This is a genomic window from Psychrobacter sp. 1044 (genome assembly GCF_904846525.1).
In the GTDB taxonomy this organism is placed as follows: domain Bacteria; phylum Pseudomonadota; class Gammaproteobacteria; order Pseudomonadales; family Moraxellaceae; genus Psychrobacter.
This window is the reverse complement of sequence record NZ_CAJHAZ010000006.1, coordinates 83,179-105,670: the sequence shown is the minus strand read 5'-3', so window position 1 is coordinate 105,670 and position 22,492 is coordinate 83,179. Positions and strand designations below refer to the sequence as shown.

Here is a 22,492-nt window from a genome sequence, read left to right as displayed (position 1 = left end):
TCATGAGCGCTATCATAACCAGTAAACTGAGTCCAAACGCCGCTGAATTTCAGCAAAATAGTGCCGCAATGCAAGCGGTGGTTGATGATTTATATGGTCACTTGCGTAAAGTCGTGCAAGGCGGTTCAGAGCGTGCCCGTGCCAAGCATTTAGCCCGTGGTAAACTGTTACCACGTGAGCGTGTTGAGCGTTTGCTCGATGTGGGTACGCCATTTTTAGAAGTGGCACCGATGGCCGCGCACGATATGTATGGCGAAGAGATTCCAGCGGCGGGCGTGATTGCGGGTATCGGTCGTATCAATGGCATAGAGTGTATGATTGTTTGTAATGATGCCACGGTAAAGGGCGGCACTTATTATCCAATGACGGTCAAAAAACATCTGCGTGCGCAAGAAATCGCGCAAGAGAATAACTTGCCGTGTGTTTACTTGGTGGATTCAGGCGGCGCTAACTTACCCAATCAAGATGACGTGTTCCCCGATAAAGAGCATTTTGGTCGCATCTTTTTTAATCAGGCCAATATGAGCGCCGCCGGTATTCCTCAGATTTCTGTGGTCATGGGCAGCTGTACGGCTGGCGGGGCTTATGTGCCAGCGATGAGTGACGAGTCTATTATTGTCAAAGATCAAGGCACCATCTTTTTGGGTGGTCCACCACTGGTAAAAGCGGCGACAGGCGAAGAGGTCACTGCCGAAGACTTGGGCGGCGGCGATGTGCATACCCGTCTGTCAGGGGTCGTCGATCACTTAGCACAGAGCGATACACATGCGTTGTCGATTGCGCGCAACATCGTTAGTCATCTAAATCGTCCTGCGAAGCAAGTGCCCAATCAAATCAAACCACGTCCACCACGTTATGATGCCAAAGAGCTATATGGCGTCATTCCAACCGATAAGCGCAAGCCATTTGATATCAAAGAAATCATTGCTCGTATCGTTGATGACAGTGCCTTTGATGAATTCAAATCACGCTTTGGTACAACGCTGGTTTGTGGATTCGCTCATATCGAAGGGATGCCAGTCGGTATCATCGCCAACAACGGCATCTTATTTAGTGAGTCAGCACAGAAAGGCACGCACTTCATCGAGCTATGTTGCAAGCGCAAAATCCCATTGGTATTTTTGCAAAACATCACTGGTTTTATGGTCGGTCGCAAATATGAAAACGAAGGTATTGCCCGTCATGGTGCCAAAATGGTCATGGCAGTCGCCAATGCAAAAGTGCCAAAATTCACGGTTATCGTCGGTGGCTCATTTGGTGCTGGTAACTACGGCATGTGTGGCCGTGCTTATAGTCCGCGCTTTTTATGGATGTGGCCAAATGCGCGCATCTCAGTGATGGGCGGCGAGCAAGCAGCATCAGTATTGGCAACGGTCAAGCGTGATAATTTTGACCGTAAAGGCGAGGCATGGAGTGATGATGATGAAGCCGCATTTAAAGCGCCGATTCTCGATATGTATGAAAAGCAAGGTCACCCATATTATGCCACCGCACGTCTATGGGATGATGGCGTGATTGACCCTGCTGATACCCGTCATGTATTAGCATTAGGGTTAAGCGCTGCCTATAACGCACCGATTGAAGAGACGACTTTTGGTGTTTTTAGGATGTAAGCATTTTCAGGCCTTCCCATAATAAGCGACTACTGCGTCAACCTCATTTGAAGTACGATTTGTACATCTACATTCGGTTTCCTTGTATTAACATTATTATGGATTGACCGAGCGTTTGTTTAAATATTTACATAAAAATATAGAGAAAGTTATGCAAAAAGACAGTGATAAAAATTATAAAAGCTTATTGGTTAAAGTGGAACAGCACGTGGCTACGGTGACGTTAAATCGTCCTGAGATACGTAATGCCTTTAACGATGAAATGATTGCTGAGCTAACCGATGCATTTAATACGCTTGGCGCTGATGATGAGGTACGTGTGATTGTATTAGCAGCTGCTGGCAAGGCATTCTGTGCAGGTGCTGATTTGAATTGGATGCGTGCCATGGCGGATTATAGCTATGAAGAGAATCTTGCAGACGCCGATAAATTGGCGCAAATGCTCAAAACTATTTATGAATGCCCTAAGCCAACAGTTGCTGCTATTCAAGGCGATGTTTATGCAGGCGGCATGGGATTAGTGGCTGTCTGTGATGTGGCCATCGCTGTTAAAATTGCTAACTTCTGCCTCAGCGAAGTGCGTTTAGGGTTAGCGCCTGCAACGATTAGCCCTTATGTCATCAGAGCACTGGGTGCTAGAGCCTCGCAGCGTTACTTCTTAAGTGCTGAAGTATTTGATGCCAAAAAGGCACGGCAGCTTGGCTTTATCCATGAGCGGGTTAGCGAAGAATGGCTGGCTGATGAGGTCGCTATATTTTGTAGCAAAGTCGTCAAAAACAGCCCTGATGCAGTCAAAACTTGCAAGCAGCTATTACACGATGTCGCTGATGCGCCCATCACTGATAAGCTGATTGCCGATACGGTAAAAGGCATCGCTGATATTCGCTCATCAGAGCAAGGTAAAGAAGGCGTGCAAGCCTTTTTGCAAAAGCGTAAACCTGATTGGCTGACAGCAGATTAATACTGCACAAGAGACAAATGAGTCAATAGACAAGACCTCAAATAAAAACGATAACACACAGGGATAGTTATGTTTTCTAAAATTCTAATTGCCAACCGTGGTGAAATTGCCTGCCGAGTAGCCGCGACTGCCAAGCGTCTGGGTGTCAGCACCGTCGCTGTTTATTCTGATGCAGATCGTGAAGCCAAGCATGTGGCTGTCTGTGATGAAGCCATCTATTTGGGTGGTTCGGCACCAAAAGACAGCTATCTAAAAGGTGATGCGATTATCGCGATAGCGCTTGAGACTGGCGCCCAAGCGATTCATCCGGGTTATGGATTTTTGAGCGAAAATGCTGATTTTGCGCAAGCCTGTCAGGATGCAGGACTGGTATTTATCGGTCCATCGGCTGATGCTATCCGCGCCATGGGTGGCAAATCTGAATCCAAGCGGTTGATGGAAATAGCGGGCGTGCCACTGATACCCGGCTATCATGGTGACAATCAAGATGCAGAATTTTTGCAGCAGCAGGCCGATGCTATTGGCTATCCTGTCTTGATTAAAGCCAGTGCAGGAGGCGGCGGTAAAGGCATGCGTATCGTCGAAAAAAGCAGCGATTTTGTAGATTTATTAGACTCATGTCGCCGTGAAGCCATTACGAGCTTCGGTGATGATAAAGTGTTGGTTGAAAAATACGCATTAAAACCGCGCCATATCGAAATCCAAGTATTCGGTGATACGCATGGCAACTATGTGCATCTGTTTGAGCGTGATTGCTCCGTACAGCGCCGTCACCAAAAAGTATTAGAAGAAGCGCCTGCACCGGGTGTTGATATTGCGATGCGTGAGGCGATGGGAACAGCAGCTATCGAAGCGGCTCGTGCGGTCGATTATGTTGGCGCAGGCACGGTTGAGTTCATCGTTGAGCAGCGTGAAGACGCTATGAATTTTTATTTTATGGAAATGAATACGCGGTTGCAGGTTGAGCATCCAGTCAGTGAAGCGATTACGGGTGTCGATTTGGTTGAGTGGCAGCTCTTAGTTGCGGCAGGTCAGCCATTGCCAAAAACCCAAGACGAACTGACTATCAATGGTCATGCTATTGAGGCGCGTATCTGTGCCGAAAACCCTGACAATAGCTTCTTGCCAGCGACAGGTACGTTGTTCACGTATCAAAAACCTGAACACAGCACTTTTATGATTGATAAAGACGGTACTGGCGTGCGTATCGATGATGGCGTGCGCGAAGGTGATGTGATTAGCCCGTTCTATGACTCTATGATTGCCAAGCTCATCGTGCATGCGCCAACGCGAGAGCAAGCATTAGCCAAGCTCGATCGAGCACTTGCGCAAACACGTATCGTGGGTTTGCCGAATAATGCGGCATTTTTACGCTATATCTTAAATACAGAGTCTTTTAGCAAAGCCAATCTCGATACGGCATTGATTGAGCACGAGCGTGATGCGATTTTTAATCAGCAGCCTTTAGCTTTATCGACGCTCGTTGTGACCGCCATTACTCGTCAGCTTGCGAGCGAGATTGCAATGCAAGAGTCAGATATTGATCCATTTAGCAAACCTACAGGCTTCCGTGCTTATAGCGACTACACCAGATCATTTAGCTTGGTTTATGATGAGCATGCTTATACGGCCCGCATGAGCAACTGGCATAATGCAAGTTGTTCAGACAGCAAAAAAGGCGGTGATAACCTCAGTAGCTTTACGCTTGTTATTGAAAAAGAAGTCACGAATACACAGGATAATAGTAATATTAATGTCGCTGCTCAGACCGAAACGGTTTATGAAGGTCAAGTGAGCTATGCCAGTAGCGACGAGCACAATCATACATTATGGTTGGATGGTGCTCGTACTAGCGCGCAAAGCTGGGTGCTTAATGAGACGGTCTATGTATTCACAGACAGTGGTCGTGACGAGATTACGCTTGTTGATATTATGGCACATGTGGGTGAAGAGTCCGCCGCAGTTGGCAGTTTAAAGTCACCGATGCCAGGTCAAGTAGTGGCCTTTAAAGTGGCGGTTGGCGATATTGTGAAAAAAGGCGAGCCATTAGCAGTCATCGAAGCCATGAAAATTGAGCATACCATTACCGCGCCGACAGATGGTGTGGTGGCAGAGTTGCTATTTGCAGCAGGTGATTTGGTCGCTGATGGTGACGAGTTATTACGCATTGATACTGAAAGCCAATAGCTGACAGAGCCTCATAAAAAGGTGAATAATAAAAAGGACGACGAGCATGAGCCATTCGTATCTAAACCATTCATATCCAAGCCATTCATATCCAAGCCATGTCAGAATCGTTGATGTCAGTCCTCGTGATGGACTACAAAACGAATCAATGACGGTACCGACTGAGGTTAAGCAAACGCTTATCAACGATTTGATTGCAGCCGGTGTCAAAAAGCTAGAAGCAACAAGCTTTGTCTCACCAAAGTGGGTGCCACAGATGGGCGATAATAGCGCGCTACTTGACGCGCTAGCGCCGACACGGCAGACATACATTTGCTATTCAGTGCTAGTACCCAATATGCGCGGCTTTGAAAATGCCATTTTGCACCGCCCTGATGAAATCGTTATTTTTGGTTCAGCAAGTGAGACCTTTAGTCAAAAGAATATCAACTGTAGTATCGATGAGAGTATCGAGCGTTTTGCACCAGTGGCAGCGGCTGCAAAGGCGCAAGGTATCAAAGTACGCGGCGTGATCTCTTGTACGGTTGGCTGTCCTTATGAAGGCGAGATTGACCCAAGACAAGTAGCGTATGTGACCAAGCGCTTGGTTGAGATTGGTTCAGAGCAAATTGGTATTGCTGATACCATTGGTGTTGGTACACCGCTCAAAGTGCAGCGTGCGTTACAAGCCGCATTAGAATATGCCGATATCTCTATGCTATCGGGTCATTTTCATGATACTTATGGTCAAGCATTGAGCAATACGCTAGCCGCACTACAAATGGGTGTTAGCGAATTTGATACCTCAGTGGCTGGACTGGGCGGCTGTCCTTATGCTAAAGGCGCAACGGGTAATGTCGCGACCGAAGATGTGGTGTATATGCTGCATGGTATGGGTATCAGTACAGGTATCGACTTAGATAAATTGGTCGTGGCAGGCGAGCGTATCAGTGCGTTTTTAAAGCGTCCAAATGGCTCAAATGTGGCACGGGCGCTGATTAATAAACGTCAGTCTTAACCAATATAGTCAATCCACTATAAAAGTGTTACTGCGTTAACCTCGCTTGAAGTATTACATATACATCTACACTCGGTTGTCTTGTCAGACTTTCACATTGAATTGACTATGACTCCAAAAATGACATTATAAATACAGTTACAGTGGTTTTAAAAAGCAGATTAAAATTCGAAATTTAAAAATATCAAAACACAAGGAATAGTTATGAGTTTACCTGGATTGAATTTTCAGCTTGGCGAAGATATTGATGCCCTACGCGATATGGTACAGCAGTTTGCCACCAATGAAATTGCTCCACGTGCTGCCGAGATTGATAGCAGCGACGAGTTCCCCATGGATCTGTGGCAAAAGATGGGTGACATCGGTCTACATGGCATCACCGTTCCTGAAGAGTACGGCGGCTCTAACATGGGCTACGTCGCACATATGGTCGCGATGGAAGAGATTAGCCGTGCGTCTGCTTCTGTAGCACTGAGCTATGGTGCGCACTCAAATCTATGTATAAACCAAATAAAACGCAATGGCTCTGAGGCACAAAAACAAAAGTATTTGCCAAAGCTGGTTAGCGGTGAGTTCATCGGTGCACTGGCAATGAGTGAGACTGGTGCTGGCTCAGACGTCGTTAGCATGAAGCTCAGAGCCGAAGAGAAAGACGGCAGCTATGTGTTAAACGGTAGCAAAATGTGGATCACCAATGGCCCTGATGCTGACGTGATGGTGGTTTATGCTAAGACTAAGCCAGAGCTTGGCGCTAAAGGCATGACCGCTTTTATCGTTGAAAAAGGCATGGAAGGTTTTGGTACGGCACAAAAGCTCGATAAGCTTGGCATGCGTGGTAGCCATACGGGTGAGATGACCTTTAATAATGTGACCGTGCCAAGTGAAAATATCTTGGGCGGTCTCAATGAAGGCGTTAAGGTATTGATGAGTGGCCTAGATTATGAGCGTGCTGTACTGGCCGCAGGTCCTATCGGCATCATGCAGGCGGTGATGGACAATGTCGTGCCTTATATCCATGATCGTAAGCAGTTTGGTCAAGCCATCGGCGAGTTTCAGCTGATTCAGGGTAAAGTCGCAGACATGTATACGATATTGCAAGCAGGTCGCAGCTTTTTGTACACCGTCGGCAAAAATCTCGATATGTTGGACGCGCGCGGTGCCGGTCATAGTCGAGAAGTACGTAAAGATTGTGCCAGTGTGATTCTATGGTGTGCCGAAAAAGCCACTTGGATGGCAGGCGAGGGTATTCAAATCTTTGGTGGTAATGGCTATACCAATGAGTATCCACTCGGCCGCTACTGGCGTGATGCCAAGTTATATGAGATTGGCGCAGGTACCAGTGAAATCCGCCGTATGCTAGTCGGTCGTGAGCTGTTTAACGAGACCAAATAAAGCATAATAATAATTTAAAAGTTAACTTTTATCGAATAATTTTATCTTAAGTTTTAAAAATGTGCTACGTTACATGTCTCATAGCGTGGCACTTTTTAATGACTGAAATAAAAGACTTTTATCATGATTCGTAAATTACATATCAAGCCAGCCTTTAATACAGTTTCTACCTTTTTCAGCAATATAAAACCTATCAGTATCTATGGACTGTTAGTTACCTTTTTTGCATTGTTTACGATGACAGCGAGTATGGCGCCTGCACAAGCAGAGCTGGTTGATTTGTCTAGTCCTGAACCTGTTATTCAGCTCTCTACTCAAGATGCTAGCTGGCTAACACCGCCAAAGTTTGATCGACTTGCTCGTTCTATGGATAGATACTTAATTAATTGTTCTTACGATCAAGACGGGAATGTTATCAGACCTTGCGAGAGAACAGATTTAGAAATGGTTTTTTCATTACGCGTTGATAAGCAAGGCAGTATTAAAAATATAAAAGTGATTGAGAGTAGCGGTGTGGAAAGTATAGATAAAATGACTATTAGGGAACTGTACAAAGCTCGACTTAAGCCTTTTTTGATAAAAGGGCAAGCAGTAATGGGAGATGTTAATGTACCGATTGTATTTACAGCACCATAACCATCGTATTTAAGTCAAAAAAAGCAGTACGACTAAAACGTACTGCTTTTTTATTAATCATTTTATAAGGTTCATAAAATGATTACGACTGTTTGGTATGATCAAAATATCGTGCAAGACCATTTAACAATAAATCATCACGCAAGCGTACTGGACGGTTGACGTGCTGCGAGATAATCGCTGCATCACCACCCGTCATGATAACTTCAAAGTTGGGATGGCGATGGCTAATCTCATTGATGGCACCGACAATAGAGAGCAAGATACCGCGATGTACCGCATCTTGTGTGGTCATGCCTTGACCCACACTATCAAAGGTGCCATTGGATATGGTAATTTGCTTAGTGCCTGAAAATAGTGATTCACGTTGCAGATAAATACTGGGGAAAATATAACCGCCCAAATGCTCAGCATGATCAATCAGGTCAATGGTCACTGCTGTGCCACAGCCAATCACGCATTGACGTTTTTTCTTATCTACGGCGCCCAGCATCTGTAGCCAACGATCACAGCCGAGCTGTTCGTCATTATAAGCACTCTTCATCAAAGCATGCGCTGCATCGACATGGACAAACTCAAACGGAATATTCAGACGACCTAACGTCTCTGACACTTTAATATTCAAATCGTCGCCCAGCACCGATGAGATACCAATGAAATCAGGCGCATAACGCTCGAAGCGATCGGTCAAACCCATCAGTAGTTCGGCAGGCGCTTGCAAATGTTGCTTGGCATCATGCGCGACTATTTGTCCGATATCATCGGTGAGCCAGTATTTTAGGCGGGTGTTGCCAAGATCTAACCAGAGCATAAAAATCCCTTTATATCGTGCCCATTGGGTCTTTGATTTAAGCCTTATCAATAACGTCGATTCGTCCGGTAAAAAGCGCAGAAATCTTACCGCTATCTTGACGCAATTGCAAACATCCATGTGTATCAAGACCACAAGCATAACCTGTGATGCTATCTGTTTTACCGTTATGCTCTTGAGTAACGTGCAAGCGTAATCCTGCCAGTGCATCCATCGACTCAAACTGTTTTAAAAAGCTGTCCAAATTATAGCTTTGACCAGTGGGCTTCTCTAATCCTAAGTGCTCAAAGCGTGTCATCGCGGCTAGCAGGGCTTTACTCATTTGTTGGTAAAGTATTTTTAGGCTTGGCAGACTCACAATATCTGTCTCTGGTTTTAGCCTCTCATAAATATCCTGTAGGCTAATCGCTTGATAACTCATGCCTTCGCAGGTCTTTGCAGTGAGATTGGGCGTTGCCTGTACATTAAGTCCTACGCCCATCACTACGCCGACCAATTTGCCCGTTTGGGTAACAGGCTCTATTAAAATACCCGCAAGTTTATGAAAAGGTAGGGTCTGCGCTGCCAGTTTAGGCTCATTTGACACTGAGTCAGATGGTGGTTGATAAAAGCCCAAATCATTTGCCCATTTTACCCCAATTGGCGTCAATCCTTGCGCGCGTAATTGCTCATTTAATATTTGAATAATGGGCATTTTTGCCAGTTCAACGCCGATGATTAGTGACAATAAACCGCTAATCGGCAGATGAACAGGATGATATAACGATAGATAGACATTGCCGCGCGGTGATTGCCACGAGCGCCCGTGCTGCCCACGTCCAGCGCTTTGGGTTTCAGCGGTCAGTAAATGCATCTGTGCAGCATTTAACGTGCCATGTTGTACATCTGCTATCAGCTCGCTATTGGTAGAGGCACTGCTGACAAGGTGGCGATGGTTCAGCTGTGGTAAATGATGAAGCTCTAATGAGTCGGATGGGTCGTCAGAAAAATTGGAAAATGGCGGCATAAGTTTCGTCGATGTGGTTAATATAGCGTGGATAATCTTTGTTATACTGGGCGATTGTCATGAGATTGTCGCGATTAGACAGTATCAAATAAACAGCATAAAGGTCGGATTATGATTTAGCAAATGCGATAGGCAAGTGATTATAAAACTAAAGAATTTTTATAAAAATAAGTGTGATAAAAGGCTGATTCGATGATGTTATATGTATGGTTTGTGATTGCAGGGGCATTTGCGGGTGTCAGTGCCGGTCTATTTGGCGTTGGCGGCGGCATGATTATCGTACCAGCATTGGTATGGATTTTTACCGCTTATGATTTTTCGCCAGAAGTGGTGACCCATTTGGTGATTGGTACATCACTGGCGACCATCGTTGTGACCTCGATCAGCTCAATGACTGCGCACAATAAGCGTGGCGGCGTGCGCTGGGAAGTATGGCGCAAAATGGCACTCGGCTTGGTCATCGGTAGTTTGGTGGGAGCTGGTATTGCCGATATGATTGACGGTAAAGTATTGCAAGCCATCATCGGTGTCGGCGCGTTATTGGTTGCTTTAAAAATGCTGTTTTTGTCCAATAAAGAGCAGCTGGGTAAACCGCTACCGTCAGCTGGTGTACAGTTCGGCGCGGGTACAGGGATTGGCATGGCGTCGTCTATTTTTGGTATTGGCGGTGGCAGCTTAACCGTGCCGTTTTTGAATTGGGCGGGGTTACCGATGAAGCAGTCGGTCGGCACGTCTGCCGCTTGTGGCTTACCGATTGCATTGGCTGGCGCGGCAGGGTTTGCATGGTTCGGGCAAGATGTGGTCAATCTGCCTGAGGGCACGATAGGCTTTGTCCATATTACGGGTTTCTTATTTATTTCCGTCGCTAGCTTTGCGATGGCAAAAGTCGGTGCCAAGCTTGCGCACCAGTTGCCTGCGCTAACGCTCAAGCGTGCCTTTGGCGTGCTACTTCTATTTGCTGGTGGGCAGCTGTTGTTAAGTGGGCTTGGGGTTTTGTAAACTCTTGATAGTTATTCTAAATATATTATCTAGTGAGTAATTAAGCGATGGAATTATTTTTTCAAAGTGAAAGTTTTATTGTTGCTCTAATTGCATCAGGTTCTACTCTACTTGGTGTTTTATTTAGCCAAGGTATTGGTTTCTGGAAGCTGAAATCTGAACATAAATATGAGCGACAAATTTTCCTAAGACAAAAGTATGAAGATTTGGTGTTTAGACTTATTGATTTTTCTATGATCTTAAGATCATTAGAGTTAAATGTACAGCAGCCAGGAACAAGGCAAATTAATATCAATGAGTTTATTGAGAAAGGTGGACAGATAGAGGTAATTACTGTGCTCTATTTTCCTAAATTAGTTGATGAATGCAAGAGGTTCTTAGAAGTAGCAAATCCGTTGTTCGTATCACAATATAATCGCCATCATAACTCTACAAATAATAATTCAGATAATCTGGAGTCGCTAAAAGTAAAGTTTGATGAAAGGTATATTGAATTATATAGTGAGATTCAAAAATATAAGTCAGACTATACTTAATAATATATAAACTCTAAAACTGACCAAGATTTCAGATAAAACAGTTACCTGTTTTTATTTATCAATCATTTATGTATTTAAATTATTCGGAACTGACAAGCCAAATACTTTCACTGTTAATAGAATGCTACTTCCTATCAAGCGCATCCAGCCCCAAACGCATCCACTTTCTCGCTAGCTCATCATGGTCGCTGAGCATATTCCACAGCGCATCTTCACTAAAGATAGAGTATTCATCACCCGAATGCTCAATGGGCAGATCCGCTTCATAATCTGTCATCCATTGAGGGTCTAGATAGTAATTTTTCAACTCATTTTGCAAGGCTTCAGCTTGCAAAAACTGCTGCTGAGCTTCGAGTTGCTGGCGATGTAGTTTGCACCATTCTTCATATTTTTGCTGTAGTTCTTGCGGATTATAGTTAGGCATTTTTATACTCTTATTTTTTGATAGTTAGACGAATGATTATTATTTTCAGCCCTATTATAGCATCTGTCACAAACCCTAAAAATCCGTCACAATTTCAGGTAGAATAGCCGCCTGTTTTCGCCATATTTACTGATACTTCATGCGCCTAAAATCTCTCAAGCTGGCAGGCTTTAAATCCTTTGCCAATCCTACGACTTTTACCTTTTGTCATGGTATCACCGCCATCGTCGGGCCGAACGGCTGTGGTAAATCAAACGTCATTGATGCCATTCGTTGGGTGCTGGGCGAGACCTCTGCCAAGCAGCTGCGTGGCGGCGCGATGAGTGATGTTATCTTTGCTGGTACGCAAGATAAATCTGCCAAAAGTGTTGCCAGTGTCGAGCTAACCTTTGAGCATACGCAAGATGAACAAAATGGCATTCGCCATGAGTTTAATCTGTATCAAGAACTGTCCGTTCGTCGTCAGGTAAATAAGGAAGGTCGCTCAGACTACTTTATCAATGGTACGCGCTGTCGTCGCCGTGATGTGGTCGATGTATTTTTGGGTACGGGACTTGGCGCACGTAGCTATGCGGTGATTGAGCAAGGCATGATTGGGCGTATCGTTGAGTCTAGCCCCATGCAGCTGCGTGAATTTATCGAAGAGGCGGCAGGGGTGTCGCGCTATCAAGCTCGCCGTGAAGAAACGCAAAAGAAGCTCGAGAAAACTAAAGATAATTTAGCACGCCTGCATGATATGCAAAGCGAGCTGGTCAGCCAACAAAAGCGTCTGTCTAAGCAAGCCGCCAGTGCTGAGCGTTATGAGGAATTAGCGCTAACACTAGCTGATATCAAGCAGCAGCTTACCATTCAGCAGCTCTATCAAGCCAAGCATACTCAGCAGCAGCAAAAAATAGCGCATGAGCGCAGCGCCACTGAAGTATCAACTTTACAAGCCAACTATGACATCCTAAAAGCCAAACAAGATAAACTTGCCGCGCATATCAATCAAGAGCAATGGCTCAAAGACGATGCTCAAAGCAGCCATTATCAGCATCAATTAAGCTATCAACAAGCTGAACACCAGCTGAGCGATGCCAAGTCACAGCTGACCGCTATTGAGCAACAGCTTGCCAGTTTAGAGCAGCAGCGTCAGCAAGCAGTCGATGAGATAAATCGCTTAAAGGCTGAGCAAACCGAGCAGCATACTGTGCTAGAAGCATTGCGTCCGAAGCTTATTGAATTAACAAATAAACGTGAAGCGCATAAACGCAACGAGCAACCATTACAGCGCGCCTACCATGACGCGCAAAATCAGCTATCAAGGCTGCAAGATGAAGCTCGCTCGCTAGAACAACAGCAAGCGATTAATAACCAAGCACAAAAACGTTATCAGCAAAATAATGAAAAATGGCAACGTCGTCAGCAAAATTGGCAGCATTTATGGCAGCAACTACAACAGTCGCTATCAACATCTAGCAATAATAAGGGCTCTGATGCACAAGCGCCAACGGATGCACAAAACCTACAGCAGACGTTAGAGACGCAAGTCGCAGAGCTGAATAAACAGTTGCAGCAGATTGAACGCCAACAAGACAGCGTCGATGAGCGACTGTCTGAGCTACAACCACAAGCGCAGGATTTACAACAGCAATTACACACGCAGCAGCGTGAGCTTAGCGAGAGTGAGAAGCGCCACGCCGTATTGGCAGGTGAGTACGATACTCTTCATCAAATATTGCATCCTAAGCCGACACCAAAATCGCAACCACTTGTTCATGCAAAAACTGCTGATGTTAAAAGCGATTTAGAAAATGAAATAGCTAGTGATTATAGCCAATTGACCATTACCACCTTGCGTGACCAGATTGAGTTAAGCGCGAAAGGGCAGCAGCATGCAGAGCTACTTGATAGTGTGTTGGCATTGTGGCTAGATAGCCATGTGCTGGTTTCTAGCCAATCAAGTAATGGAAAAATTAACGGCGATGTTCAAAAAGCGAATAGCTTATGGCAAGCGCTTGAGCATGACTTAACGGATTTGTTTACTTATCAGAGTGCGCAAAACGAACAGATTAATAAACAGGACAATTCTTCAATAGGAAACGGCCATAGCTTGTTGCTATCTGCTAAGCAAAGTGAGGTTAGAGATAATTTATTTGTTAGCGAATTGCCAGATACTTTAATTGATAAAGTACAGCCTTTATCACAGCTGATTACTGCACCTAATTTGGCGCTTTGGCAGCAATGTTATTTATATATCGCGGAGCCTGAGACAGATAATAAGCAAACGTTAGAAGCGCTTGCTGAGATTTTAAAAGTATTGCCATTGTCAGCTATTTTACTCACGACTGACGGCTGGCTTATCAGTCGTCAGGGTACGATTAATCTCAGTAAGTTTGTTGGTGCGCAAGATGGGCAAAATGGTAGCAATAACAGCAACAGTCAATTTTTAACCCAGCGTTTACAGCAGCGCAGCCGTCTGCAAGCGTTAGAGAATTTGCTCGATGATTTTGAAACAAAGATAGAAGGCCAGCAAAAGGCGATTGCTAATAACCAGCGTAACTATGATGCAATGACGGTCAGCTTAGAAGAAACACGCGCGCAAGCTGAGCAATTAACCCGCGATAAGCATCAGTATCAGCAAAAGCTCACTACTCAGCGCGCCAACGCTGAACGTTTGCAAGCGGACAGCCACCGCCTCAATGCTGATAAAGCAGCCCTTGAGCAAGAGCAACAGGAGCTGGTGCAAGAGCAGCAATCGCTCAATCATGAGCAGCAGGATCTCCAAAGCAAAATAGCAGCGCTAACGCCACAAATTGCCGATGCTCGTGCGGCAACTCAGCAATTACAAGCGGAGCGCAGTGAGCTAAGTCGTAACCGTCAAGCAGATGATGACGCTTGGCAAGCCTTGCAACTTCGTATTCAACAGAGCGAAATGCGCCTAGAGCACAGTACTAGCAGTCTTGCTCGGGCAAGTGCGCAATTTGATAAGTCACTACAAAGCGAGCAAAATCTAAAGACGCGTCATGAGCAGCAGCAAAATACACTGCCAGCACTGCAAGCTGCATTGCAAACAGCACAGACCGCGCGCGATGAGCAGCAGGCTGTATTAACAGGGCGAGAAACTGCATTAACGGTGCTCAAGCAAGAATACAATCAGCAGCAGGTTGAGCTAGATAGCTTGCAAAATACACTGCAAACCCAGCAAAATGCGCTTGCCAATCACTCGACCGAGTTGGCATTAAGCGCTGCAAAATTAGAGGATGCTAGTAGCCATACGCAAGAAGCGCTAGATGCTTATTATAAGGTGAGTCATAAATATAAAGCACAATCAGACATAGCGCAGCACCCACAGCATCAGCAACAAGTGATGAGCGTTTCAAACTTATTGGCAGATTTTATTGCGCATGATCGCCGTGTGCGCCCAGATAAAATTGCTGAACTTGAGTCTGAGCGCGTGCAGCTTGAGCAGCAGCTAAGCAAAATTGGCGCAGTCAACTTGGCAGCCGTGGCAGAGTTGGCAGAGGTTAATGAACGCTTAGAGCCACTCGCGCAGCAGACCGCAGATATTGCTGCCAGTATGCAGACATTAATGGAGGCGATTGCCTCAATTGATGAGACCACCAAGACGCTATTTATGCAGACGCTCGATGCTGTCAATATTGAGCTTGCCAATTTATTTGCCAAAGTTTTTGGTGGCGGGCAAGCTAGTTTAACGCTCAATACGGATGATATGCCCATTAATGCGCCAAAATCAGAACAGTGGCGGGCAGGGCTCACTTTAATGGCGCAACCAAAGGGCAAACGTAATAGCCGTCTCGCTGTGCTTTCAGGTGGTGAAAAGACGCTTACTGCACTGAGTTTGATTTTTGCGATATTTAAGCAGCATCCCGCGCCATTTTGTGTGCTAGATGAAGTGGATGCACCACTTGATGACGCCAACGTCGCCCGTTTTACCAGCCTCATTCATGAATTAGCAGACGATTTGCAGTTTATCTTTATCAGCCATAATAAATTGACGATGCAGATTGCCGATGAATTAAAGGGCGTGACCATGCCAAGCGCAGGGATTTCTACCTTGGTCAGTGTCTCACTCGATGAGGCAGCACGTTACCTTTCTGATTAAGAGCAGCGCTGAATAGCAAAAATAATTGATAACTGGTAGCAGTTGTCAGTGGTATAGTTAGAAATGATGTGACAAGATTACAACGTCACGCAAGTGTGTCAGCCTCACGGTAAACGATGACTATATGGTGACGATATTCATTAGCCATGCTAGACTATTGCCATTTATTCCCTCTTATGTATTCCCTTTTGTCATATATTAGGATGTATCTCTTATGACCGCTATTCAGTTTATATTGATTGCCATTGCCGCATTTATCATGCTTGCAGGGCTATTTATGGTCATTCGTAGCTTTAAGCGCCGCAGCAATGCTGAAGCGGTAGCGGTCAATTATGATAAAAACGGTATTCCTATCATACCGCGCCATGAACGCAATATCGTCGATCAGCCAGACTTGGATGATACAGTCGCTGGCGAAACAAGTATCGCCCCTGATCGCAGTTATCTAAATGCGGTGGTCGAAGACGAGCCTTTGACCCAACCTCATACCCATGTCGATACGCAGCTGACAGCTGGGCATGCGGATGTTAATGACAGCGATACTGAAACCGATACTGACACAATAGATGATGCTGACTATGTGCGCTGGCAAGCAGAGCAGCAGCGTGCTGACAACAGCGAGTTTGCAGAAGCCGCTGAGCAGATGCATATCGAGCAAGAGCAGGATGCGTTTTCAAGCTTGATGTCTGCAACTGACAGCTTGATGCCCTCTATTGATACCGCAGACGAGCCAAGCTTCGATAATAACAGCCCGATACTCGATCAGCATCTCTCAGAGCCAGTAGATGAAGCGCAAAACGGTCCACTCATCAATGCCAAAGACAACATTAATATCACTATCTTGCCGCATCAATATCGCGACCGTCCAGCCGCGATTATCCGTGGTCGTGATTTATTGGCATTAATTGATAAGTATGGTCTGCGCTATGGCGCGATGAATATGTTCCATCGTTATGAGCAAAAAGACGGCACTGGTATGCTCTGGTTTAGCATGATGGGCATCACCGATAGTGGTATCGCGCCTTTTGATCCGCATAGCGTGGCGACCAATACTTATAATGGTGTGGTAGTATTCTTATCTTTGCCGCATCCACAAGCGCTGCGTAGCTTCGATAGTATGATGAGTATTGCTTATATGATGGCAAGTGATTTGGACGCCATTATGCTCGATGAAGAGAACGAACCAATCACTCCTGAATACAAGCAGCAATTGCGTAACCAAGTTCGCGATTATGAAGGTTAGTTTTAATGTATTAATACAGGTTGATTAATAAAAGCTGATTCATATTAGCAGTATTCTAAAAGGCAAATAGCGATTGACGTTATTTGCCTTTTTTAATGAGCTTTAGTTTCTGCAAAATGTTAGAGTCGGTTCAAGATACTTTAGATACAAGGAAGGTGAGTGAAAGTACTACACATAGTAGACTGAGCGAGCCTGACACAGTATCTAATTTATATAGGATCGACTATATCCGAGCATCCTACAAACTTGTTATCATAGTCGGCATCTTGAATTGCAAAGAAAAAGACGCCGACTATGACTGATCCTATCTCACCGCTTACCTCTAAAAACATTAATAAAGACATTAATAAAGACATCAATACTGCCAATCCTATAAAAAATAATGATGCTATCGTCACCCAGATGCGCACGTTTATCGATGCGCTTAAGCAGCACAATTATGCTTATTATGTGCTTGATAGTCCCATTTTAGAGGACAGCGAATACGATCAGTTACGCCGCTCTTTATTGGCGCTTGAAGAACAATATCCAGATTTGGTACAGCCAGACAGCCCGATTAACCAAGTTGGCGATATGCCGCTATCGGCTTTTACCCAAGTCACTCATGATATTCCTATGCTCTCGCTTGGCAACGTCTTTGATTATGATGAATTACATGGCTTTATGCGCCGCGTGAATGATCGTCTCAATGATGCACAGAAAAACCCTGAATACGAGATGGAGTTAAAGCTCGATGGCTTGGCGGTATCACTCAAGTATGCTCATGGTAAATTTATACAAGCGGTCACACGTGGCGATGGACAAACGGGCGAGGACATCACCCAAAATGCCAAAACCATTCGTAATTTGCCACTTTGGCTCGCGGCTGCAAGCGATATTCCATTATTAGAAGTGCGCGGTGAAGTGCTGATGCCGAAAGCGGGCTTTGAGCGTTTGAATCGCCTTGCTGAAGAAAAGGGCGACAAAACTTTTGCCAATCCACGCAATGCTGCCGCTGGAAGTTTGCGTCAGCTAGATCCCGCCATTGCTGCTAGCCGTCCGCTCGCATTTTACTGTTATTCAGTCAATCAAGGGTTGCCTGAGCATATCAAAACCCAATCAGCAGCGCTTGCATGGCTAAAAACCATTGGCTTTACCGTCAGTGCAGTCGAGGTGGTGCAAAATCCACGTGAGGCTCAGGCGTATTATGAATCGACAAAAGAGGCACGTAGCGAGCTGCCGTTTGAGATTGATGGCATGGTGATTAAGGTCAATAGCTTGGCATTGCAGCAGCAGCTTGGCTTTTTATCACGCGAGCCGCGCTGGGCAACCGCTTATAAATTCCCTGCCGAAACCGTCATGACACGCTTGCATGCTATCGAATGGCAAGTCGGACGCACGGGCGCGATTACGCCCGTTGGTAAATTAGAACCCGTGAAAGTCGGCGGCGTCACGGTCAGCAATGTCACCTTGCATAACTTTGGCGAGATTCAGCGCTTGGATGTGCGTGCAGGCGATATGGTCAGCGTCCACCGTGCAGGCGATGTGATTCCTAAAGTGACCCGTGTTTGGACAGATCAACGCCCAGAAAATTCTGAACCCGTTACGTTGCCATCGACCTGCCCAGTATGCGACTCGCCTGTGGTGTTGCCCAAAGATGAAGCGTTGGCGCGTTGCACTGGTGGGCTGTTTTGTCCCGCGCAGCAGGTCGAGGCGCTCATCCACTTTGTCTCGCGTCGGGCAATGGATATCGATGGCTTAGGCGCAAGTTGGCTGATTAGCTTTTTTGAGCATGGCTTGGTGAAGACAGTCGCTGATATCTATCAATTGCACAATCATCAAGAGGAGCTGATTACGCTTGAGAAGCTGGGCGAAAAATCGGTACAAAACATCCTTAGTGCTATCGAAGCCAGTAAGCATACGACACTCGCACGCTTTATCTATGCGCTGGGTATTCGCGGTGTAGGTGAGACGACGGCGCAGAATTTGGCGCAGCAATTTGGCGACCTCGATAGCTTGATGGCTGCTGATATCGATAAGCTACTGCAAACGCCTGACGTTGGCACTATCACCGCTGAACTTGCTTATAAATTCTTCCGCGCACCGCACAATATCGAAGTCATCACCGCACTGCGCGAAGCAGGTGTGCATTGGGATAAAGTCGAGCAAGTAGCATCAGAAGGATTGCCGCTCGATGGGCAAACGTGGGTCATCACCGGTGCGCTTGATAGCATGGCGCGTGATGAAGCCAAAGCCAAACTACAAGCACTCGGTGCCAAAGTCTCGGGTAGTATCTCGGCAAAAACTACCACGCTACTGGCAGGGGATAAAGCTGGCTCAAAGATGGCTAAGGCGGAGAAGCTGGGTGTGAAAGTAGTGGGTGAAGATGAGTTTTTGGCGTTGGTTGGTGAGAAGTGATGATGAATATTGATAATTTGGAAAATCTAAGTAAAGCGGAAAGAGAAAAAATCGAAAGGTGGCAAAGAATAACAAATGAGAAAAGCAGTGGTGATTCATACGCTAAGGCTCAATTTAATATTTGTATTGTTTTAAATGCAAAAGATTATGTCGAAGAAGCTCTAGAACTATGGCACAAAATACTGCGCTCAGATAATGCTGCGGTATACGCTAAGTCACAAAGAGGTATAGCTATTATTTTGTATGAGAAAGGAGATGTTGAGGGTGCGTTAGCAGCATGGCGCAACATTGAATACTCTGATGATATTGAAGAGTATATTCAGGCAAAAAGGGAGATTAGCGATATACTGTATAAAAGAGGCGATGTCGAAGAAGCTTTAGAGATTTGGCATAGTATCAAGCGTTCAGAAAGTGTAGAAATATATTCAAAAGCCCAGCTAAATATTGGTACAGCTTTGTATGAAAAGAATGATATTGAAGGGGCTATAGAAGCTTGGAAAAATATAGAGCGTTCATTTGACTCTGTATTATACGCCAGAGCACAGATAGGTATTGGTATCGTTTTAGTAGAAAAAGATGATGTGGACGGAGCTTTGGTAGCATGGAAGAATATTAATGAAAAAGATGATGCGGAGATATATAATCAAGCGCAATACAATATTGGACTAACTTTATACAAGAAGGGCGATAAAAAATCTGCTTTATTGTTCTTAGATGCTGTTAATCATGCTGATTGCCCTAATACATATGCAAAATCTCGATATTTGGCTGCTAAAATACTAAAAGGACAAAATGAATACCAAAATGCATTGAGGTATCTATGTGATATTAATAACTTTGATGACGTAAAAGTATATGCTCAGGCAGAACTCCTAATTTCTTCCTTGATGAAAAATATAGGTAGTCATATAAGCTTTCTAGAAGCATTGCATAGAATAAAGCGTGAAGATCACGCTATACATTATGCTTTCGCACAATGGCTTATAGGTTTTGACTTTAAAAAGACAGATGATACTGAAAACGCCATTAAGGTATGGAGTGGTATATTATTTTCAGATGATTCGAAAATATATAAGTCTGCTCAATACAAAATTGGTCAACTTTTGGTTTGTGATAACGAATCAAAGAAATATACTGAGGCTAGGAACGCATTTGTTAACGCTGAATCAGCTTATCCTTATGAAGCATATTGTTATAAGAAAATATGTGATTTACTGTTAGATGAGAAGTTGGAAGTAGGGGTAGTGGGTGAAAAAGCATGGCAGTTATTAGATAAAACTTTAGAAATAGTCGAAATTTTACAGTTGGAATTTGGACAAGACTCTCTTGAAGAAAAGCTTCCTGAGCGAAAACTTGCGCATTATACTAGCACAGATACTGCAAATCTCCTCTTGGAGATAAATGAAGAAAAAGGTTTGCCAAGTGCATTTCGTTTAAATACCATCAATAACGTCAATGACCCTAGTGAAGGGCATTTATTAGTAAACTATCTAAAAGGTATAAGAGATAATTCTTTTCATGCTCCAGATTTTGATAAAAGCTTACACGCCTTTATCAGCTGCTTTACTTTTAATCATGATAGTCTTAACCAGTTCCGTCTATATGGAAAGGAAGCTGACAAAGAAGCTTCAGGTGTTAGTCTCGTATTTAAAAAGGAGTTCTTTCAATCAGATAATTCTTTAGGAGGGCTATCTTTCCTATCGTTTGAAAGTAACATCCAGGGTTCAAATAGAAATATTTCTCCCTTAGTAATTAATGAACAGTCAAGTATAAAGGAAAGCTTGAGTAGCAAAACTAGAGTTAGCAAACAACCAGTAATGAGGTGTGTGTATATAGACCCCACTTCTAGTTATATCCAACTAGCTCAGCGTAATCGTATAACTTTTTTTCGTGAATTCGGTAATGAAACTGTAGTGGTGCAAGGTGGAGAAAAAAGTAAGGCAGAATATGAGTGGGAAGAATATAAGAAATATATAGATGAGAAAACTATTGCCTTTAGTGACGCTTTTCGTACTCTAAAAAGTACTTATGAATCGATAATAAAGAAGAAGAAAGCAATAGCAAGTGATGACTTGGAGTCGTCCAATAAAATCGATATATTGATAAACGAAATTCTTCTACCTTTAAAGTACTTAATCAAGCATTCTGCTTTTCAAGAAGAGCAAGAGTGTCGAATGGTATATGTGACCTCAATAAATGCGCCTGAAGTTAATATTGCACATAAAAAGCTTCTATTTGTTGAGTATGAAGATGAAGTAAAAGAAAACCTTAACAAAGTATATATTGCGCCTGCCGCAACTGAATATCAGCTTTACTTAGCTTGGCTACTCCGTGATAGGGATATAAAAATTGATCTTTCAAACAATCCATATCGTCAGACTTAATAATTCTTTGTAGCGTGTGTTATGAAACAAAACACACGCTATTAACTTCTAATCCGCCACCTCTCCATGCCTTTTCACCTCACCTTTCTTACCATCCGGCTGAATCACGATAGGTAATACCAGTCCCTTAGCAAAGTCATCGGACAGCACATAATCATAGCTGCTGGCAGCGACCTCAGGCGTGGTATGAATGATAAGTGTCATGTCTTTATCATCGGTCAGCTCGTGTGAAAGATAGGTCTCACTTAGCTGATCCAAAGCTTTGGATAGTGCCTCATTGCTCGCCATGCTCACGGTCAGATTATGCTGAGCGGTGGCATTATCCACTTTGAAATATTCTGCATAATCACGGACATTTTGGCTATCGAGCGCAAACGGATATTGATAATTGGCAGGGTCAGCGGGCTTTTCACCGCTCGCCATGACTGACCAATCAATAGTCTTAGTGGCTGTCGTTGATGAGTCTGCGGTCGCCACCACTTGCTCAGAAGCTTGAGCGGCAGTTTCAGCATTGTTGTCGCAGCCTGCCAGTGCCCACATGCTGGCAGTAGCGATGATCATCATATTCATTAGGCGCTTAGCCATCGACGTATCCTCAGTATTATTAATCATAAACAATGTCCTATCAGCGCTATTTTGACAGGTTTCTTGATGCTTCTCTAGACAAAAGCAGCAAACCGTTCATTCTAACCAATGCTTAACCTGAATCTATGGTTTTGATGTCAGTTTTTATACAGATATTCAATGCAATATTGTTCAATCAATACGCAAAAAAAACAGCCATCCTATGATGACTGT

16 protein-coding genes are annotated in these 22,492 nt (G+C 44.4%); 12 read left to right on the top strand and 4 right to left on the bottom strand.

Going from position 1 to position 22,492, the window contains the following annotated elements:
• Window positions 1-2: 2 nt before the first annotated feature.
• The 6 genes from JMX82_RS05655 (at window position 3) to JMX82_RS05630 (ending at window position 7,786) form a co-directional block, all read left to right on the top strand.
• Complete coding sequence (locus JMX82_RS05655; protein WP_201539809.1) at window positions 3-1,613, top strand: carboxyl transferase domain-containing protein; 1,611 nt, start codon at window positions 3-5, stop codon at window positions 1,611-1,613.
• Window positions 1,614-1,764: 151 nt separating this feature from the next.
• Window positions 1,765-2,574, top strand: coding sequence for an enoyl-CoA hydratase/isomerase family protein (locus JMX82_RS05650; protein ID WP_201539808.1), 810 nt, complete (start codon window positions 1,765-1,767; stop codon window positions 2,572-2,574).
• A gap of 69 nt (window positions 2,575-2,643) precedes the next feature.
• Entirely contained in the window at window positions 2,644-4,761 is a 2,118-nt protein-coding gene (locus tag JMX82_RS05645) for an acetyl/propionyl/methylcrotonyl-CoA carboxylase subunit alpha (protein WP_201539807.1), read from the top strand.
• Between the two features lie 46 nt (window positions 4,762-4,807).
• The gene (locus JMX82_RS05640) at window positions 4,808-5,758 is read left to right on the top strand and encodes a hydroxymethylglutaryl-CoA lyase (protein ID WP_201539806.1); all 951 of its coding nucleotides are present in this window, start codon (window positions 4,808-4,810) and stop codon (window positions 5,756-5,758) included.
• 204 nt (window positions 5,759-5,962) lie between these two features.
• Window positions 5,963-7,150, top strand: coding sequence for an isovaleryl-CoA dehydrogenase (locus tag JMX82_RS05635; RefSeq protein WP_201539805.1), 1,188 nt, complete (start codon window positions 5,963-5,965; stop codon window positions 7,148-7,150).
• 123 nt (window positions 7,151-7,273) lie between these two features.
• Window positions 7,274-7,786 (top strand): energy transducer TonB, encoded by a 513-nt coding sequence (locus JMX82_RS05630; RefSeq protein ID WP_201539804.1) that lies wholly within the window; start codon window positions 7,274-7,276, stop codon window positions 7,784-7,786.
• A gap of 82 nt (window positions 7,787-7,868) precedes the next feature.
• Here the strand turns inward: JMX82_RS05630 and JMX82_RS05625 are convergent, their stop codons facing one another.
• Both JMX82_RS05625 and JMX82_RS05620 read right to left on the bottom strand, forming a co-directional pair.
• On the bottom strand, window positions 7,869-8,597 hold the full coding sequence (locus JMX82_RS05625; RefSeq protein ID WP_201539803.1) for a pantothenate kinase: 729 nt from the start codon (window positions 8,595-8,597) through the stop codon (window positions 7,869-7,871).
• Between the two features lie 37 nt (window positions 8,598-8,634).
• A complete protein-coding gene (locus JMX82_RS05620) occupies window positions 8,635-9,603 on the bottom strand; it encodes a biotin--[acetyl-CoA-carboxylase] ligase (RefSeq protein ID WP_201539802.1) in 969 nt (322 codons plus the stop codon).
• A 195-nt stretch (window positions 9,604-9,798) separates the two neighbouring features.
• Between JMX82_RS05620 and JMX82_RS05615 the strand changes: the two genes are divergently transcribed.
• Entirely contained in the window at window positions 9,799-10,602 is an 804-nt protein-coding gene (locus JMX82_RS05615) for a sulfite exporter TauE/SafE family protein (RefSeq protein ID WP_201539863.1), read from the top strand.
• A gap of 47 nt (window positions 10,603-10,649) precedes the next feature.
• A complete protein-coding gene (locus tag JMX82_RS05610; RefSeq protein ID WP_201539801.1) occupies window positions 10,650-11,138 on the top strand; it encodes a hypothetical protein in 489 nt (162 codons plus the stop codon).
• A gap of 127 nt (window positions 11,139-11,265) precedes the next feature.
• On the opposite strand, the gene JMX82_RS05605 is transcribed toward JMX82_RS05610, so the two are convergent.
• Window positions 11,266-11,565, bottom strand: coding sequence for a DUF4298 domain-containing protein (locus JMX82_RS05605; protein ID WP_201539800.1), 300 nt, complete (start codon window positions 11,563-11,565; stop codon window positions 11,266-11,268).
• A gap of 139 nt (window positions 11,566-11,704) precedes the next feature.
• On the opposite strand from JMX82_RS05605, the gene JMX82_RS05600 reads away from it, so the two are divergent.
• The 4 genes from JMX82_RS05600 to JMX82_RS05585 all read left to right on the top strand — a co-directional run bounded on the left by JMX82_RS05600 (window position 11,705) and on the right by JMX82_RS05585 (window position 21,694).
• Complete coding sequence (locus tag JMX82_RS05600; RefSeq protein ID WP_201539799.1) at window positions 11,705-15,670, top strand: AAA family ATPase; 3,966 nt, start codon at window positions 11,705-11,707, stop codon at window positions 15,668-15,670.
• 214 nt (window positions 15,671-15,884) lie between these two features.
• Complete coding sequence (locus tag JMX82_RS05595; protein ID WP_087813974.1) at window positions 15,885-16,913, top strand: cell division protein ZipA C-terminal FtsZ-binding domain-containing protein; 1,029 nt, start codon at window positions 15,885-15,887, stop codon at window positions 16,911-16,913.
• Between the two features lie 294 nt (window positions 16,914-17,207).
• Window positions 17,208-19,310: an NAD-dependent DNA ligase LigA gene (ligA, locus tag JMX82_RS05590; RefSeq protein ID WP_201539798.1), complete on the top strand. Its 2,103-nt coding sequence runs from the start codon at window positions 17,208-17,210 to the stop codon at window positions 19,308-19,310.
• A complete protein-coding gene (locus tag JMX82_RS05585; RefSeq protein ID WP_201539797.1) occupies window positions 19,310-21,694 on the top strand; it encodes a tetratricopeptide repeat protein in 2,385 nt (794 codons plus the stop codon). Before ligA ends, JMX82_RS05585 begins: the two co-directional genes overlap by 1 nt.
• 48 nt (window positions 21,695-21,742) lie before the next feature.
• On the opposite strand, the gene JMX82_RS05580 is transcribed toward JMX82_RS05585, so the two are convergent.
• Complete coding sequence (locus tag JMX82_RS05580; protein WP_227676380.1) at window positions 21,743-22,306, bottom strand: hypothetical protein; 564 nt, start codon at window positions 22,304-22,306, stop codon at window positions 21,743-21,745.
• Window positions 22,307-22,492 lie beyond the last annotated feature (186 nt).

What these genes read in the sequence shown, in the direction of transcription:
- JMX82_RS05595 (WP_087813974.1), top strand. Translation starts at nt 15,885, where the DNA reads ATGACCGCTATTCAGTTTATATTGATTGCCATTGCCGCATTTATCATG.
- JMX82_RS05630 (WP_201539804.1), top strand. Translation starts at nt 7,274, where the DNA reads ATGATTCGTAAATTACATATCAAGCCAGCCTTTAATACAGTTTCTACC.
- JMX82_RS05655 (WP_201539809.1), top strand. Translation starts at nt 3, where the DNA reads ATGAGCGCTATCATAACCAGTAAACTGAGTCCAAACGCCGCTGAATTT.
- JMX82_RS05615 (WP_201539863.1), top strand. Translation starts at nt 9,799, where the DNA reads ATGTTATATGTATGGTTTGTGATTGCAGGGGCATTTGCGGGTGTCAGT.
- JMX82_RS05600 (WP_201539799.1), top strand. Translation starts at nt 11,705, where the DNA reads ATGCGCCTAAAATCTCTCAAGCTGGCAGGCTTTAAATCCTTTGCCAAT.
- JMX82_RS05640 (WP_201539806.1), top strand. Translation starts at nt 4,808, where the DNA reads ATGAGCCATTCGTATCTAAACCATTCATATCCAAGCCATTCATATCCA.
- JMX82_RS05650 (WP_201539808.1), top strand. Translation starts at nt 1,765, where the DNA reads ATGCAAAAAGACAGTGATAAAAATTATAAAAGCTTATTGGTTAAAGTG.
- JMX82_RS05580 (WP_227676380.1), bottom strand. Translation starts at nt 22,306, where the DNA reads ATGATTAATAATACTGAGGATACGTCGATGGCTAAGCGCCTAATGAAT.
- JMX82_RS05585 (WP_201539797.1), top strand. Translation starts at nt 19,310, where the DNA reads ATGATGAATATTGATAATTTGGAAAATCTAAGTAAAGCGGAAAGAGAA.
- JMX82_RS05605 (WP_201539800.1), bottom strand. Translation starts at nt 11,565, where the DNA reads ATGCCTAACTATAATCCGCAAGAACTACAGCAAAAATATGAAGAATGG.
- JMX82_RS05620 (WP_201539802.1), bottom strand. Translation starts at nt 9,603, where the DNA reads ATGCCGCCATTTTCCAATTTTTCTGACGACCCATCCGACTCATTAGAG.
- JMX82_RS05635 (WP_201539805.1), top strand. Translation starts at nt 5,963, where the DNA reads ATGAGTTTACCTGGATTGAATTTTCAGCTTGGCGAAGATATTGATGCC.
- JMX82_RS05610 (WP_201539801.1), top strand. Translation starts at nt 10,650, where the DNA reads ATGGAATTATTTTTTCAAAGTGAAAGTTTTATTGTTGCTCTAATTGCA.
- ligA (WP_201539798.1), top strand. Translation starts at nt 17,208, where the DNA reads ATGACTGATCCTATCTCACCGCTTACCTCTAAAAACATTAATAAAGAC.
- JMX82_RS05645 (WP_201539807.1), top strand. Translation starts at nt 2,644, where the DNA reads ATGTTTTCTAAAATTCTAATTGCCAACCGTGGTGAAATTGCCTGCCGA.
- JMX82_RS05625 (WP_201539803.1), bottom strand. Translation starts at nt 8,597, where the DNA reads ATGCTCTGGTTAGATCTTGGCAACACCCGCCTAAAATACTGGCTCACC.